Annotated in this window: 15 protein-coding genes; 9 read left to right on the top strand and 6 right to left on the bottom strand. The window is 63.9% G+C overall.

All coding sequences use genetic code 11. The features are described from left to right. Positions 1–2: 2 nt before the first annotated feature. The 7 genes from alc (at position 3) to CXK91_RS19705 (ending at position 8,161) form a co-directional block, all read left to right on the top strand. Positions 3–998 carry an allantoicase gene (gene alc / locus CXK91_RS19735; protein WP_014819416.1) on the top strand — a complete coding sequence of 332 codons (996 nt, stop codon included), beginning with the start codon at positions 3–5 and terminating at the stop codon, positions 996–998. 150 nt (positions 999–1,148) lie between these two features. Further along, a complete protein-coding gene (locus CXK91_RS19730; RefSeq protein WP_103457729.1) occupies positions 1,149–1,661 on the top strand; it encodes an ureidoglycolate lyase in 513 nt (170 codons plus the stop codon). Positions 1,662–1,774: 113 nt separating this feature from the next. After that, entirely contained in the window at positions 1,775–3,007 is a 1,233-nt protein-coding gene (locus tag CXK91_RS19725) for a urate hydroxylase PuuD (protein WP_103457728.1), read from the top strand. 243 nt (positions 3,008–3,250) lie between these two features. Further along, complete coding sequence (locus CXK91_RS19720; RefSeq protein WP_103457727.1) at positions 3,251–4,801, top strand: cation:proton antiporter family protein; 1,551 nt, start codon at positions 3,251–3,253, stop codon at positions 4,799–4,801. Positions 4,802–5,010: 209 nt separating this feature from the next. Next, a complete protein-coding gene (locus CXK91_RS19715) occupies positions 5,011–6,504 on the top strand; it encodes a uracil-xanthine permease family protein (RefSeq protein ID WP_181003985.1) in 1,494 nt (497 codons plus the stop codon). 95 nt (positions 6,505–6,599) lie between these two features. Next, entirely contained in the window at positions 6,600–7,412 is an 813-nt protein-coding gene (locus CXK91_RS19710; RefSeq protein WP_103457726.1) for an outer membrane protein OmpK, read from the top strand. A 125-nt stretch (positions 7,413–7,537) separates the two neighbouring features. Further along, on the top strand, positions 7,538–8,161 hold the full coding sequence (locus CXK91_RS19705; protein WP_103457817.1) for a TetR/AcrR family transcriptional regulator: 624 nt from the start codon (positions 7,538–7,540) through the stop codon (positions 8,159–8,161). A gap of 65 nt (positions 8,162–8,226) precedes the next feature. Here the strand turns inward: CXK91_RS19705 and CXK91_RS19700 are convergent, their stop codons facing one another. From CXK91_RS19700 to CXK91_RS19680, 5 genes are all read right to left on the bottom strand, one after another. Further along, positions 8,227–8,679: a PA2169 family four-helix-bundle protein gene (locus tag CXK91_RS19700; protein WP_014819409.1), complete on the bottom strand. Its 453-nt coding sequence runs from the start codon at positions 8,677–8,679 to the stop codon at positions 8,227–8,229. A gap of 138 nt (positions 8,680–8,817) precedes the next feature. Next, on the bottom strand, positions 8,818–10,086 hold the full coding sequence (locus CXK91_RS19695) for a sensor domain-containing phosphodiesterase (RefSeq protein ID WP_103457725.1): 1,269 nt from the start codon (positions 10,084–10,086) through the stop codon (positions 8,818–8,820). Between the two features lie 218 nt (positions 10,087–10,304). After that, on the bottom strand, positions 10,305–11,150 hold the full coding sequence (gene xth, locus CXK91_RS19690; protein WP_103457724.1) for an exodeoxyribonuclease III: 846 nt from the start codon (positions 11,148–11,150) through the stop codon (positions 10,305–10,307). A gap of 83 nt (positions 11,151–11,233) precedes the next feature. Next, the gene (locus CXK91_RS19685; protein ID WP_103457723.1) at positions 11,234–12,592 is read right to left on the bottom strand and encodes a heavy metal sensor histidine kinase; all 1,359 of its coding nucleotides are present in this window, start codon (positions 12,590–12,592) and stop codon (positions 11,234–11,236) included. Continuing rightward, entirely contained in the window at positions 12,589–13,263 is a 675-nt protein-coding gene (locus CXK91_RS19680) for a heavy metal response regulator transcription factor (protein WP_042922416.1), read from the bottom strand. The genes CXK91_RS19685 and CXK91_RS19680 overlap by 4 nt, the downstream gene beginning before the upstream one ends. A 285-nt stretch (positions 13,264–13,548) precedes the next feature. Here CXK91_RS19680 and CXK91_RS19675 point away from each other — a divergent pair, with 285 nt between their 5' ends. Further along, complete coding sequence (locus CXK91_RS19675) at positions 13,549–14,052, top strand: GlcG/HbpS family heme-binding protein (RefSeq protein WP_058065211.1); 504 nt, start codon at positions 13,549–13,551, stop codon at positions 14,050–14,052. A 16-nt stretch (positions 14,053–14,068) separates the two neighbouring features. After that, complete coding sequence (uraH, locus tag CXK91_RS19670; RefSeq protein WP_101274596.1) at positions 14,069–14,479, top strand: hydroxyisourate hydrolase; 411 nt, start codon at positions 14,069–14,071, stop codon at positions 14,477–14,479. Positions 14,480–14,484: 5 nt separating this feature from the next. Here the strand turns inward: uraH and CXK91_RS19665 are convergent, their stop codons facing one another. Then, the gene (locus tag CXK91_RS19665; protein WP_014819402.1) at positions 14,485–15,393 is read right to left on the bottom strand and encodes a LysR family transcriptional regulator; all 909 of its coding nucleotides are present in this window, start codon (positions 15,391–15,393) and stop codon (positions 14,485–14,487) included. Positions 15,394–15,413 lie beyond the last annotated feature (20 nt).

Below are 15,413 nucleotides of genomic sequence, written 5' to 3'. Positions count from 1 at the left end.
CCATGAAAGCTTACGCCGTACCCTTCGAAAAATACGTCAACCTGGCCGATGCCCGCCTGGGCACCCGCGCCATCTCCGTCACCGACGATTGGTTCGCCGACGTCAACCGGTTGTTCCAGCCAACACCGGCCGTATGGAAGGAGGGCGTTTTCGATGACAACGGCAAGTGGATGGACGGCTGGGAGTCGCGCCGCAAGCGTTTCGAAGGTTACGACCATGCGGTGATCCGCCTGGGCGTGCCGGGTCAGATCAAGGGCGTGGATATCGACACCAGCCACTTCACCGGCAACTACCCGCCGTCCGCCTCGCTGGAAGCCTGCTTCGTCGCCGACGGCGATCCGAGCGACGACACCGTCTGGACGGAAATCCTCCCGGCGGTCGAGCTCCAGGGCAACAGCCACCACTACCACGAGATCGCCTTCGACAAGCCGGTCAGCCACCTGCGCTTCAACATCTACCCGGACGGCGGCGTGGCGCGTCTGCGCGTGCACGGCATCCCGTTCCGCGACTGGAGCAGCGTCGGCGATAACGAGCAGATCGACCTGGCTGCCGCACTGAATGGCGGTCGTGCGCTGGCCTGCTCGGACGAGCATTTCGGCCGCATGAGCAACATCCTCAACCCGAACCGTGGCGAGAACATGGGCGACGGCTGGGAAACCGCCCGCCGTCGCACGCCCGGCAATGACTGGGTCATCGTCGCCCTCGGCCATTCGGGCGAGATCGAGCGCATCGTCGTCGATACCCTGCACTTCAAGGGCAACTACCCGGACAGCTGCTCGATCCAGGCGGCTTACGTCAAAGGCGGCACCGACAGCCAGATCGAGACCCAGAGCCTGTTCTGGCGCGAACTGCTGCCGAGCCAGAAGCTGTCGATGCACGCCGAACACGAGTTCAGCGAGCAGATCGCCAAGCTCGGCCCGATCACCCACGTGCGCCTGAACATCTTCCCAGACGGCGGTGTGAGCCGGCTGCGGTTGTTTGGCAAGGTGGCGAAGTAGGAAGCGGTTTCCCCTCTCCCCGAGAGGAGAGGGAGGAACGAGGTCAGCCGTTTCTCCGCGCCAGTTCCCTCTCCCCTCCGGGGAGAGGGTTAGGGTGAGGGGGAGCAGCCCCACGCGAATAACGATCCTTCAACAAAGAACGAGCACACCATGCGCACCCTGACCATCGAGCCATTGACCAAGAAAGCCTTCGCCCCCTTCGGCGACGTCATCGAGACCGAAGGCAGCGACTACTTCATGATCAACAACGGCTCGACCCGTCGCTATCACAAGCTGGCCACGGTCGAGACCGCCGCGCCCGAGGACCAGGCGATCATCAGCATCTTCGCCGCCGAGGCGCTGGAGATGCCGCTGGTCATCCGCATGCTCGAACGTCATCCGCTGGGCAGCCAGGCCTTCATCCCGCTGCTCGGCAACCCTTTTCTGGTCGTGGTCGCGCCACTTGGCGATGCACCTGTACCGGGCCACGCCCGCGCCTTCCGCAGCAACGGCAGGCAGGGCGTCAATTACCACCGCGGCGTCTGGCACCACCCGGTGCTGACGATCGAAAAGCGGGATGAATTCCTGGTGGTCGATCGCAGCGGTTCTGGCAACAACTGCGACGAGTACTTCTTCACGGAGGATCAGCAACTCCTCCTCGACCCCCAACCGGAATCGACATGACCGCTACTGCGCTGGCTCATTCGGCGTTGCCTTGCCTGCGTTCGCGCCGCGCTCAAGCCGATTCCAATAAGAAGAAATACGGCCGCCTGCAGGCCGCAAGAGGTGCATGACAAATGGACGCCCATCTGACCGAATGGTTGAACCTGAGTATCCGCTGGATTCACATGATCGTTGGCGTCGCCTGGATCGGTGCTTCCTTCTATTTCGTCTGGCTGGAGAACAACCTCAACCGCGCCAACCCGCGTGAGGGCCTGTCGGGCGATCTCTGGGCCATCCACGGTGGCGGTATCTACCACCTGGAGAAATACAAGCTGGCGCCGCCGCAGATGCCGGAAAACCTGCACTGGTTCAAGTGGGAGGCCTACACCACCTGGCTATCGGGCGTGGCGCTGCTGATGGTGGTGTACTACCTCAACCCCAGCCTGTACCTGATCGCACCGGGCAGCGAACTGTCCCCTGCGGCGGCCATCGCCATCGGCTTCGGCTCGCTGATCGTCGGCTGGTTCGTCTACGACCTGCTCTGCGATTCGCCGCTGGGCAAGACCCCCACCCTGCTCGGCCTGGTGCTGTTCGTGCTGGTGATCGCCGCGTGCTGGGGCTATTCGCAGATATTCAGCGGCCGCGCAGCCTACATTCATACCGGCGCGCTGATCGGCACCATCATGGTCGGCAACGTGTTCCGCATCATCATGCCGGCCCAGCGTGCGCTGGTCGCCGCCATCGAACAGAACCGCACGCCCGATCCGGTGCTGCCGGCCAAGGGCCTGCTGCGTTCGCGGCACAACAACTATTTCACCCTGCCGGTGCTGTTCATCATGATCAGCAACCACTTCCCGAGCACCTACGGCAGCGAATACAACTGGCTGATCCTCGCCGCGCTCGGCGCGCTTTCGGTGCTGGCGCGCCACTACTTCAACACCCGCCACAACAGTAATCGCTTTGCCTGGGCGCTACCGGCCGCGGCACTGGGCATGATCTGCCTGGCCTACGTCACCGCGCCGAATCGTCAGCCGACAGCACCAAACCTGGCGGCGACCTCGCCGGAGCAGGCCAGCACGAGTGCACAGCAGAGCGGCGCCAGTGCCAGCCAGTTCGACCAGGTCAGCGAGGTGATTCACGAGCGTTGCACCGTCTGCCACTCAGCGCAGCCGAGCAGCCCGCTGTTCAGCGCGGCCCCTGCGGGCGTGATGTTCGATACCGCCGAGCAGATACGCGAGCAGGCGGCGAAGATCCATGCGCAGACCGTGGCTAGCCAGATCATGCCGCTGGGCAACATTACCCAGATGACCCAGGACGAGCGTGACCTGCTGGGTGACTGGATCGCCAAGGGCGCGTCCATCGACTGAGCAAAGACGCCGCGCGCCATCCGCGCGGCGTTTCCCCTTCCGCACCGTGCCCATTGGCGCACTGACCGCCATCCCCTCCTCCGCGCCCCAGGCGGCATTGGCCAGCTAGCGCTGCGGTACGGCAACTCCCCTTCCACGACGACGAACGAGCAGATTCCCGCAAGGAATATCGCTGCCAACGCTACCCAATCGCCGACGCCCCGTTAAAATGCCGCGCCCTCCCTCGACGCCGGACGCCGCCCCGTGATTGAAGCCAGCTGGATTGCCTTCGCTTTCGCCCTCGGGCTGCTTGCCCGCTTCATCGGCCTGCCGCCGCTGATCGGTTACCTCGGTGCCGGCTTCGCGCTGGCCGCGGCGGGCGACTACGTGGGCGTGACCCGTGACGACAGCATCATTCTCGATCACCTGTCGCATCTGGGCGTGCTCCTGCTGCTGTTCACCGTGGGGCTCAAGCTCAAGCTCGGCAATCTGGTTCGCCGCGAAGTCATCGGCGGCAGCCTGCTGCACTTCTTCATCTCCAGCGTGCTGGTGATGCCGGCGATCATGCTGATCCTCGATAACAGCTGGCGCGAGGCCATGCTGCTGGCCATCGCGCTGTCGTTCTCCAGCACCGTGCTGGCGGCCAAGGTGCTGGAAAGCAAGCGCGAGCTGCGCGCCTTTCACGGCCGCGTCGCCATCGGCGTGCTGATCATCCAGGACCTCATCGCTCTGGTGGTCATGAGCCTCGCCGCGGGCAAGGTCCCCTCCGCCTGGGCATTGCTGGTGTTCCTGCTGCCGCTGCTGCGCCCCGTGCTGTTCCGCCTGCTCGACCACAGCGGCCACGAAGAGCTGATGGTGCTGTTGGGCCTGATGCTGGCGCTGGTGGCCGGCGGTCTCGGCTTCGAATACGTCGGCCTGAGTTCCGAACTGGGGGCGCTGGCCTTCGGCGCCATGCTCGCCAAACACAAGCGTGCCAGCGAGCTGTCGAATTCGCTGTGGGCGATCAAGGAAGTGTTTCTGGTTGGCTTCTTCCTGAAGATCGGCATCGGTGGGCTGCCAGACGCCGACGCCCTCTGGTTCGCCTTCGCCATGTCGCTGCTGCTGCCGCTCAAGGCGGTGCTGTTCTTCGGCCTGTTCGTCGCCTTCCGTCTGCGCGCCCGCAGCGCCTTTCTCAGCGCTGCCAGCCTGACCAACTACAGCGAGTTCGGCCTGATCGTCGTCAGCGTGGTGCTGCCGCAGTGGCTGATGCCGCTGGCGATCACCGTCGCGTTTTCGTTCATCGTTTCGGCGCAGATCAACCGTTTCGCCCACCCGCTGTACGAACGCCTGGCGCCGCGTCTGCTCCGCTACGAGCGCAACATTCGCCACCCCGACGAACAACCGGTGTCCCTGGGCGATGCGCGCATTCTGATCATGGGCATGGGCCGTACCGGGCGCGCCGCCTACGACTACCTGGCGGAGAAGGGTTTCGCCCTGGTCAGCCTCGATTCCGACCCGGTCATGGTGGAAAAGAACACCGCCGAGGGCCGGCACATCCTCTTCGCCGATGCCGAGGACCAGATGTTCTGGCAGAGCCTGGAGATGAACGAGGTCGAGGCGGTGATCCTAGCGATGAACGATCCCGAGGCCAAGATCATCTCCACCCGCAAGCTGCGTGAAAGCGGTTTCGGCGGGCTCATCGTGTCCCACGCGATGTACGAGGATATCGCCCAGCGCATCCAGGAAGCCGGCGCCGACCGCACCTACCTGACCATGAGCGAGGCCGGTGCGGGCCTTGCGGAGAATGTCTCGCGGGAATTGCAGGCACCGCGCTGAGGCCTGGTCCAGACGCGTTCGCGCGATCTTGGCCAACTGCCGCCGATCCAATTGTGCACAATTTTCTGATTTATTGTTTATCAGCCTGTCTACAGGTTGTTATAGTCCAGGCGTCCTGACCGATCGAACAGCTTTCGACGGACAGCGATAGAGGTGCCGTGAAGCCTCGCAAGCCCATGACCGTAAAACAACAAATGGCAGGCTTAACAATGACCGCAACCGAAAACAGGAGCGGCACCGCTCCGCAGGCGAACCAGGACCTCATCTATCAACTCGATGATCGCCCCGGCCCGCTACCCGCGACCTTCGCCGCCTTGCAGCACGTGCTGGCCAGCTTCGTCGGTATCATCACCCCCACCCTGATCGTCGGCAGCGCGCTTGGCCTCGATCAGTACGTTCCCTACCTCGTCAGCATGGCGCTGTTCGTCTCCGGTCTCGGTACCTTCGTCCAGGCCCGGCGCTTCGGTCCCATCGGCTCTGGACTGCTGTGCCTGCAGGGCACCAGCTTCGGCTTTCTCAGCGCCATCCTCAGCGCCGGCTTCATCGTCAAGGCGCGTGGCGGCACGCCGGAGGAGATCCTCGCCACGCTGTTCGGCGTGAGTTTCTGCGCCGCGTTCGTCGAGATCGCCTTCAGTCAGTGCATCAACAAGCTGCGCCGGGTGATCACGCCGGTGGTCACCGGCACCATCATCTGCCTGATGGGCCTTTCGCTGATCAAGGTGGCGATGACCGATATCGCCGGCGGCTACGGCGCCGATGACCTCGGCGCCCTGCCCAACCTGGCGCTGGCCGGCCTGGTGATCGGCATCATCGTGGTGCTCAACCGCTTTCCCTGGGCGATCCTGCGGCTGTCGGCGGTGATCATCGCGCTGACCGCGGGCTATCTGGTGGCCTGGTCCATGGGCAAGGTGGACTTCGCCGAGCTGGGCGAACTGCCGCTGCTCAGCGTGCCGCAACCGTTCCGCTTCGGTTTCGCATTCGACTGGATGGCCTTCATTCCGATCGCGGTGATCTTCCTCATCACCCCGCTGGAAACCGCCGGCGACCTGACCGCCAACTCGATGATCTCGCGTCAGCCGGTGCGTGGGCCGGTGTATCTGCGGCGGATCAAATCGGGAATCCTCGCCGATGGCTGCAGCTCGGCGGTCGCCGCGGTGTTCAACAGCCTGCCGATGACCACCTTCAGCCAGAACAACGGCGTCATCCAGCTCACCGGCGTCGCCAGCCGCTACGTTGGCTACTACATCGCCGCGGTCCTGGTACTGCTGGGTCTGTTCCCCTTCGTCGGCGGTGTGCTGCAGCTGATGCCCAAGCCGGTGCTCGGCGGCGCCACACTGATCATGTTCGGCACCGTGGCCATCGCCGGCATCAAGATCCTCGCCGAAGCCGGCCTGCATCGCCGCAACATGCTCATCGTGTCGATTTCCCTGGGTCTCGGCCTGGGTGTCGCCGGCGTGCCGGAAGTGCTGAGCGCGATGCCCGAGGTGTTGAAGAACATCTTCGGCTCGCCGATCACCATCGGCGCCTTCAGCGCCATCCTGCTCAACCTGTTCCTGCCGCGCGAACCGAGCGAAGTCGATGTATTCGACCCCGAGGAGCTGGTCGAGGATGCCGTCGGCACGAATACGCTGTCGGTGAATATTCCTGACTATTCGGCACGCAGGGATAACGCCACGACTTCCTGTGCGGGGCGATCCGTCTGATGGTCAGAATCACGCCATCGTGCGCTTCTCGCCACGCCAGTCTTGAAAGACAATGGCGCCCAAAAAAAGCCGTCACCCACTTCAAGGAAATCCACATGCAACTGAAGACCGCTCCCCTCGCCGTCGCGCTCGCCGGCAGCCTGCTGACCGCCCCGGCGATGGCCGAAGGTCTGCTCCACTGGCACAGCAACAGCCTGACCTACCTGTACGGCAAGGATTACAAGATCGATGCGCCGATCCAGCAGACTGTCACCTTCGAGCACGTCAACGGCTGGAAGTATGGCGATACGTTCCTGTTTCTCGACTCGATCCACTTCAACGGCAAGGGTAACGACAACGGCAACGACGACAGCACCTTCTACGGCGAATTCTCGCCGCGCCTGTCGTTCGGCAAGATCTTCCAGCGCGACCTGAGCTTCGGCCCGATCAAGGATGTGCTGGTCGCAATGACCTACGAGTTCGGCGAAGGCGATGTGGAAACCTACATGATCGGCCCGGGCTTCGATCTGGACGTGCCCGGCTTCGACTATGTCTCGGTGAACGTCTACCACCGCGACACTGACGGTGACCGCGTAGGCGACGGCACCTGGCAGGTCACCCCGGTGTGGGGCTACACCCTGCCGGTGGGCAACTCCGACATCCTCTTCGACGGCTTCATCGACTGGGTGGTCGACAACGACAGCAACTCCCGCGGTGAGGAATATCACGCCAACCTGCACATCAACCCGCAGATCAAGTACGACCTAGGCAAGGCGATGAACTGGGGCGAGAAGCAGCTCTACGTCGGTATCGAGTACGACTACTGGTCGGACAAGTACGGCATCGAGAATGGCGGCTTCGTCAGCGAAAACTTCGTTGGCAAAACCGACCAGAACACCTTCAGCGCTATCGTCAAAGCGCATTTCTGAGTGCTGTCGCGAAGGGGCTCCTCGCCCCTTCGCCTCTCCTCCGGCGCTTCGGTTGAGGGGCTTGCGACCAGGGTGCTAGCATGCGGGCGCTTGTTCGTATCGCCGGCAGCCAGCGAAAGGCCCCCATGTCCAGTATCCGTGAGCGCAACAAAGAGCTGATCCTCAAAGCCGCCAGCGAAGAATTCGCCGAAAAGGGCTTCGCCGCGACCAAGACCAGTGACATCGCCGCCCGCGCCGGACTGCCCAAGCCCAACGTCTACTACTACTTCAAGTCCAAGGAAAATCTCTACCGCGAGGTGCTGGAGAGCATCGTCGAACCCTTGCTCGAAGCCTCGGCGCCGTTCAACCAGCCAGGCCATCCGGCCGAGGTCCTGCGCGCCTATATCCGCACCAAGATCAGGATTTCCCGCGACCACGCCTGCGCCTCGAAGGTGTTCGCCAACGAGATCATGCACGGTGCTCCGCACCTGTCCCCGGAACGCACTGCGCAACTCAACGCCCAGGCCGCACACAACATCGCCTGCATCCAGCGCTGGATCGACGACGGCCTGATGGCGAAGGTCGATGCCAATCACCTGCTGTTCAGCATCTGGGCGGCGACCCAGACCTACGCCGATTTCGACTGGCAGATCAGCACCGTCACCGGCAAGAACCGCCTCGACGACGCCGACTACGATGCGGCGGCCGACACCATCATTCGCTTGGTACTCAAGGGTTGCGAAATCGCCGAGCCCACACAGGCCGACTGACCGGCGGAAACGAAAAACGCCAGCATGCGCTGGCGTTCTTCAAACCCTGACCGGCTGGCGAAGCATCAGCTCCGGGCGCGAGCCGCGTCGCGCAAAGCCTTCACCTGATCATGGTTGCGTTGTACGCCCTGGTACTGACGTTCGACCACGATCCGCACTTCGGCTGGCAGGTCTTTTTCCAGCGCCTTACGGTAGCTCTTAACCGCGACATCCTCACCACGCTCACACTCGTTGAGAATGGCCTCGTCGTCCTTGCCGGTGATCATCGACTTGAGGTCGACCCAGCGACGGTGCATGTCGGCAGCCACACTGGTGCTGGTCTCCGGATCGCCGCCCATGGAGCGAACCAGTTGCTGCAGCTCGGCGGCGGCCGTGGCGCAGTCGCGCGAACGCTGATTCATGGTGCTCTTGAGCTGCGGATCGCGCAGGTCTTCGGCGCATTCGAGGAAGCCCTTTTCGCCATCCTTGCTGGTTTCAATCAGGTCGTTGAGCACTGAAATCGTGTCTTTCGTATCCATCTTGTACCTCCTGACAAGTCGACTCGGAAAGGGCTGCATCGCTGCCGCCCGCGTTATAAAGTCGACTGCCCACGCACCATAAAGGTTCAGCGAAACCGCCCGAAGGCACCCTCCTGGCTCATCCCCCGGCAACGCCGGCTATGCCTGTCGGCTCATGGCGAGCCCGTGATGCAATGGCATCGGGCGACCGATCAGGTGGCCCTGCGCCTTGTTCACTTCAAGCCGCCGCAACATGGCCAGTTCCTCCTGGGTCTCAACCCCTTCGGCGACGACCTTGCAGCCGGTTTCCTCGGCGAAGCGGATCAACGCGGCGGCCAGCGCGCGGCAGCCGGTGTCGCTGTCGACATTGCGGATCAGGCTGCTGTCGAGCTTGATCACGTCCGGCTTGAGTTTGAGGATATGGCGGAAACTCGCGTAGCCGGCGCCGGCATCGTCAACCGCCAGCCGTAGCCCCTTGCTGCGCAGTGGTTCGAGCGCCTCGGCCAGCTGCGAGTAGTCCTGTACCGATGCGTGTTCGGTCACCTCGAGCATCAGCCGCGCCAGCGGTTGATCGGCGAGCACCGTGCCAAGCGCGCCAGCGAGGATGGTTTCCGGCGAAACATTGAGCGAAAGGTAGCTATCTGCCGGCAGCTGATCGAAGTCGTGCAGGGCCGCCTCGATCAGGGCGACCTCCAGCTCCTGCTGCAAGCCGACCAGCCCGGCCTCGGCGAACCACTTGTCCGGGCTGCGCACAGGCTCGTCGGTGAACCGCGCAAGCGCCTCGTGGCCAACGATGCGGTTTTCCACCAGGTGCACGATGGGTTGGTACACCACCGAATACGCGCGCTGCTCGAGCACCGAGCGGATGCGCGTGAGCGTCTCGGCATAGCGAATCTCATTGAGCGCATGGCGTTCCAGCAATCTGCCGGCGAAGTCGGCGAACAGCCGCAGCGTATTCAGATCTCGCTCGTTGAGGCTGTTGTCCGGCGTGGTGCTGAAGCAACAGAAGGTGCCGTAGAGCCGGCCATCGCTGAAGCGCAGCGGAACACTGAGGTGCGCGCCGACCGGCAAGGCTTTGGTCACCGGCATGGCCAACGCCTCCGGTAGAGTCGCCGCGTCCTGAATCAGCTCGGGCAAGCGCCCGTCGAGCACGCGTTGACAGTAACTGTCGTCCAGAGGATCGCACGCCCCGACCTCGAGCTGCAGGGGTACGAAATTGCCGTCCAGGTAGCGAAAAATCCGGCTGCCGCCGCGAAACTCGCTGATGAACGCGACATCCATCCCCAGATGCGTGCGCACGGCATGCAGGGTTTCGACGAGCATCTCGCTCAATGAAAGGTTGGCGCTCTCCAGGCGACGCAGAATGGAGAGCGGATCATCGGCCACCCCGAATCGATCGACCTGATCCTGCTGTATGTCATCAGACATGGAGTCCCTCCCCGTTTGCTGGCTGCCATTGCTGCCGTATGAATACCGTCGACAGCGAGCCGCTGGAGCCGGCGATGTCGTTTGCCGACCAGTTGCCCGGATACTAGTCGCGACCGTCGATCTGCCGATGTCTCAGCGACGATTGGCACAAGGCCTTGCAGAACCGGCCGCGTCGCACGTTGCCGCATCGTTCGAGCCCCGCCTCGCACCGCCGGCCTCTAGCTGCTCGCCCCCGTCTTGCCACGCTTGCTCGACTTCGCCGGCTCGGCCGCCGCGCCCGCGCCACCTTTCAGGGTTATCCAGGTAGGCGCATGGTCACTGGCATGCTCCTGGTCGCGTACCCAGCGATCGACGCCGGCATCCTGCAGCCGCGGCCCAAGGTCCGGGCTGAGCAGCAGATGGTCGATGCGCAGCCCGGAGTTCTTCTGCCAGTGCTGGCGAAAGTAGTCCCAGAAGGTGTAGATGCGCTCGTCGGGGTACCTGGCGCGCAACGCGTCGGTCCAGCCCTGCGCCAGCAGGCGCTCGAAACATTCGCGGCTTTCCGGCTGCAGCAGCGCGTCCTTCTTCCAGGAGCGCGGGTTGTAGATGTCCTCGTCGGTCGGCACCACGTTGTAGTCGCCGGCCAGCACCACCGGGTGGCCGCTGGCGAGCAGGCCGGCGGCGTGCTCAATGAAGCGCTCGAACCAGGCCAGCTTGTAATCGAATTTCGGCCCCGGCTGCGGGTTGCCATTGGGCAGGTAGAGGCAGGCAACGATCACGCCTTGCACGGCCGCTTCCAGATAGCGGCTGTGGCTGTCATCGGGATCGCCCGGTAGCCCGCGGCGGATCTCCAGCGGCTCGCAATCGCGGGCCAGAATCGCCACCCCGTTCCAGGACTTCTGCCCATGCCAGATGGCGCTATAGCCGGCCGCGCGGATGTCATCGATGGGAAAATCGGCGTCCTGCGCCTTGAGCTCCTGCAGGCAGACCACATCGGGCTGCTCGCGCGCCAGCCATTCGAGCAGATTGGCCCGACGTGCACGGATGCCATTGATGTTGTAGGTAGCGATTTTCAGACTATCCACAAGCGCGTCTCTCACAGGCGGTTATATCCACCTTAGCTGTGACAGCGCAGTGCGGCGTCCCGATCCGGTGCCAATGATCGGAATCAGGCCGGCGTTTCGGCGAAACGCAGGGTGAATTCGGTCACCCCGGCGTCGCTGCGAACACTCACCTCGCTGCCATGCAGCTGCATGATCGAGCGCACGATGGCCAACCCCAGGCCGCCGGTATCGCCCGGCTCGGCGCGCGATGGGTCGCAGCGGTAGAAGCGATCGAACAGCCGCGGCAGATGCTCGGGCGGGATCGGAGGTCCCAGATTGATCACGCTGACCGACCGCCAACCTACTCCTGAGCCACTGACGATGCGCACCGGGCTGTCACTGGCGCCGTAGCGCAACGCATTGGCCAGCAGGTTCGCCAGCGCCCGGCGGATCATCTCAGGGTCACCGACCAGCTCACCCTCGGTTTCGTCGAGCAGCTGAATGCCGCGCTCTTCGGCGACGCCTTCGAAGTAGTCGCACAGCTGCTCGACCAGTGCCGGCAATGCAAAGCGCTGCCGCTCGATGGCCGCAGCCGGCTGCTCGGCACGGGCGAGGAACAGCATGCTGTCGATCATCCGCGCCAGACGCTCGTACTCTTCCTGGTTGGACACCAGCAGTGCGTGATAGGCCTCGGCATCGCGGTCCTTGTGCAACAGTTGCTGGGTCTGCCCCATGAGATTGCCGAGCGGCGTACGCATCTCGTGGGCAAGGTCTTCGCTGAAGCGTGACAGCCGCGCGAAGCCCTGTTCCAAGCGATTGAGCATCTGGTTCAGCGCCCCACGCAGCGGCTCCAGTTCGCTGGGCATCGTCGAGTCATTGATGCGCAGGTGCAGATGCTGCACATCGATGGCCAGCGCCTGACGCGTCAGGTGCCGCACCGGGCGCAAGGCGCGCCGGCTGATCAGCCAGCCAAGCACTGACGCCAGCAGCGCACCGAGGCTCAACGCCCACCACAGCTTCACACGGTAGGCGGCGAGCATCTGTTCGCGCTCGACGAGCATGCGCCCGGCGACCAGCGTCAACCCCGCCTCGCCCGGCAGCCGCCGCCAGGCCAGCCGCGCTCCATCAGTATCGGTCAGCTCCGCAGCATCGCCGGCCGGCAGTGGTGGTATCGCCAGCCGCGCCGGGTTGATCTCGATCAGCGCGCGTCCCTGAGCGTCGAGCAACCAGAGCAGGCTGTCGCGATTGCCCAGCATGTTTTCGTAAAGCTGGGGACGCTGCCGAAGCGCCTCGACGCTGGCGCTGTCCTCGAGTAGGGCCTGCATGCGCTCCAGCCGGCCGAGCAGCGCCTGATCGTCACGCCAACTGATTTCCCGGTCCAGCGAGCGGTACAGATAGAGGCCGATGGCACCGAGCAGCACCACCGCCACCAGGGCGAAAGCGATGGCCAGGCGCAGGCTGAGCGAGCGCGGCAACAGCCTCACGATGCCGTCTCCAGCACGTAACCCATACCGCGCACGGTGTGGATGAGCTTGAGCGGATAGGGATCGTCGACCTTTGCGCGCAGGCGCCGGATCGCGACGTCGACCACGTTGGTGTCGCTGTCGAAATTCATCTGCCAGACCTGCGAAGCGATCTGCGCGCGAGACAGCACCTCGCCCTGGCGACTGAGCAACAGATGCAGCAAGGCGAACTCCTTGTTGGTCAGGCTGATGCGCTCGCCCTGGCGAGTAACGCGGCGGCGCAGCAGGTCCAGCTCCAGATCGGCGACGTGGAAGCGTTCGACCTCGCGCGGCGGCCCGCGGCGCAGCAGGGTGCGTACCCGCGCCAGCAGCTCGGCGTAGGAGAACGGTTTGACCAGATAGTCGTCGGCGCCCAGCTCCAACCCGCGCACACGGTCTTCCACCGCATCGCGCGCGGTGAGGAACAGCACCGGTGTATGCGTCGAACGCTTGCGCACCACCTGCACCAGCTGCCAGCCATCGAGCCCCGGCAGCATGACGTCGAGGATCACCAGGTCGAACGGCTCCTCCTCGATCAGATGTTTGCCGTCGACGCCGTTGCGCGCGACCTCCACACGGTAGCCGGACTCCTCCAAACCACGCTTGAGGTAGTCGGCCGTCTTGGCCTCGTCCTCCACCACCAGAATTCGCATCGGATCACCTCGCTGAATGTGCGCCGCAGGTCGTTGAAGAACGTCAGCGAGGCAGCCAGCGCAAGGCGAAAAGAGGCGAAAAAGCGCAGTTTACAAGTGGTAAATGAGCATTTTGAGCCTGTTTTCAACGCAGCGATGGCAACGCAGGTAGTTCTTCAACTGCCTGCTAGGTTAGGGAGTCGGCGCACTGCGAGCCATTACAAAAGCGTAATGCGCAGGCAACGGTTCTGACGGGCAGGCATCGGCACCATGCGCCCCGAAGCTCAGCCACCCAAGGAAACCGATATGCGTATCGCAGCCACACTGTCATTGCTGACGCTGGCATTACTTACCCCGGCCCTAAGCGCCAACGCCGCCACGCCAGCACCGATCACCCAGCAGAACGTCTCGCTGGCCCTGGCCGACGGCCTGATCCAGGCCACGCTGGACCAGTGCCACGCGGAAAACCGCACGGCGGTGGTCGCGGTGGTGGATCGCGGCGGCAACCTCGTGGCCCTGCGCCGCGACGACAACGTCGGCCCGCACAACACCCTCGCGGCGCAGCGCAAGGCCTACACCGCGCTGTCGAGCAAGACCCCGACCCGCCTGTTCGCCGAACGCGCCGCCGCTACGCCGGATGCCGCCAACCTCAACACGCTGGATGAATTGTTGCTGCTCGGCGGTGGCGTGCCGCTGAAGGTCGGCGACGAGGTGATTGGTGCCATCGGCGTGGCCGGTGCCGGCGGTGCCAAGAACGACGAGGCCTGCGCCATGGCCGCCATCGAAAAACTGCTGCCCTCCTCCCACTGAAGAAAAGGAAAACCCCATGAAAGCACTACGTTCAATCGCCGCCGGCTTGATGCTCAGCGGCCTGTCCGGTCTCACCCTGGCCGCCGGCAATCCGCTCAGCGTGCATGTGCTCAATCTGGAAAGCGGCCTGCCGTCACCGGATGTGCGCGTCACCCTGGAACAGCGCCAGGGCGACACCTGGAAATCACTCAACAGTGGCGAGACCAACGCGCAGGGTCGGATCACGGCGCTGTATCCCGAAGGCAAGGCGCTGGAGAAGGGCACCTACCGCGTCACCTTCATGACCGGCGACTGGTTCGCCACGCAGAAGGCCAGCACCTTTTTCCCCGAAGTTCCGGTGATCTTCGAAGCCGATGGCAGCGTCGAGCACTACCACATCCCGCTGCTGCTGAGCCCCTACGGCTTCTCCACCTACCGCGGCAACTGAGCTGCTCAGCGCACTTCCCAATAGCCCGGTGCGTTGTAGATGTCCTTCAGGTAGTCGATGAAGAAACGCACCTTGGCCGGCAGATAGCGCTGCTGCGGGTACACCGCCTGGATGTCGTAGGCCGGCAGCGCGTACTCGTCGAGTACCGTGACCAGCTCGCCACGCTTGAGCTCGGCCTGGATCTCCCAAGTCGAGCGCCAGCCGATGCCCAGGCCCTGCTTGACCCAGTCGAACAGCAGCTCACCGTCATTGCAGTCCAGATTGCCAGCCACGCGGATCGCCACCTGCCTGCCGTCGCGCAGGAAAGTCCAGCCCCGCTGCTGCCCGCCCTGCAGGTTGAAGGCCAGGCAGTTGTGCTGCGTCAGCTCTTCCAATGCCGTCGGCGTGCCATGGCGGGCGAAGTACTCCGGCGAGCCGCATACCACCCGCCTGTTCGGAAACAGCCGCACCGCCACATAGTTGGGGTCGGTCACCTCGCCGATGCGAATGCCCATGTCGTAACCGTGGCGCACCAGGTCGACCACGCTGTCGGTGAAGTTGAACGACAGTTGCAGGTCCGGATAGCGCGCCTGGAACGCCGGTGCGTGCGGGCCGATATGCCGACGCCCGAATGCCGCCGGCGCCGACACCACCAGATGGCCACGTACCGAGGTGCGGTCGTGGCTGATGCTGGCATCCACCTCATCGAAATCCTTCAGCAGCCCGCGGGCGCGCTCCAGATACTGCTCACCCAGATCGGTCAATGACAGCCCGCGCGTCGAGCGGTGCATCAGCTTCACACCCAGATGCCGCTCCAGCGCATCCAGCCGCCGGCCCATCACCACCGGGGTGACGTTCTCCTTGTGCGCAGCCGCGGCGAAGCTGCCGCAGTCGGCCACCAGCACGAAGCTGCGCAGGGTCGTATAGCGATCCATTCGATACTCCTGATATCGAC

Origin of the sequence: Stutzerimonas stutzeri (genome assembly GCF_002909485.1) — a bacterium.
Classification (GTDB): Bacteria; Pseudomonadota; Gammaproteobacteria; order Pseudomonadales; family Pseudomonadaceae; genus Stutzerimonas; species Stutzerimonas stutzeri_AH.
Note: the sequence above shows the minus strand (reverse complement) of the source record. Positions and strands in the feature narration are given on the sequence as shown.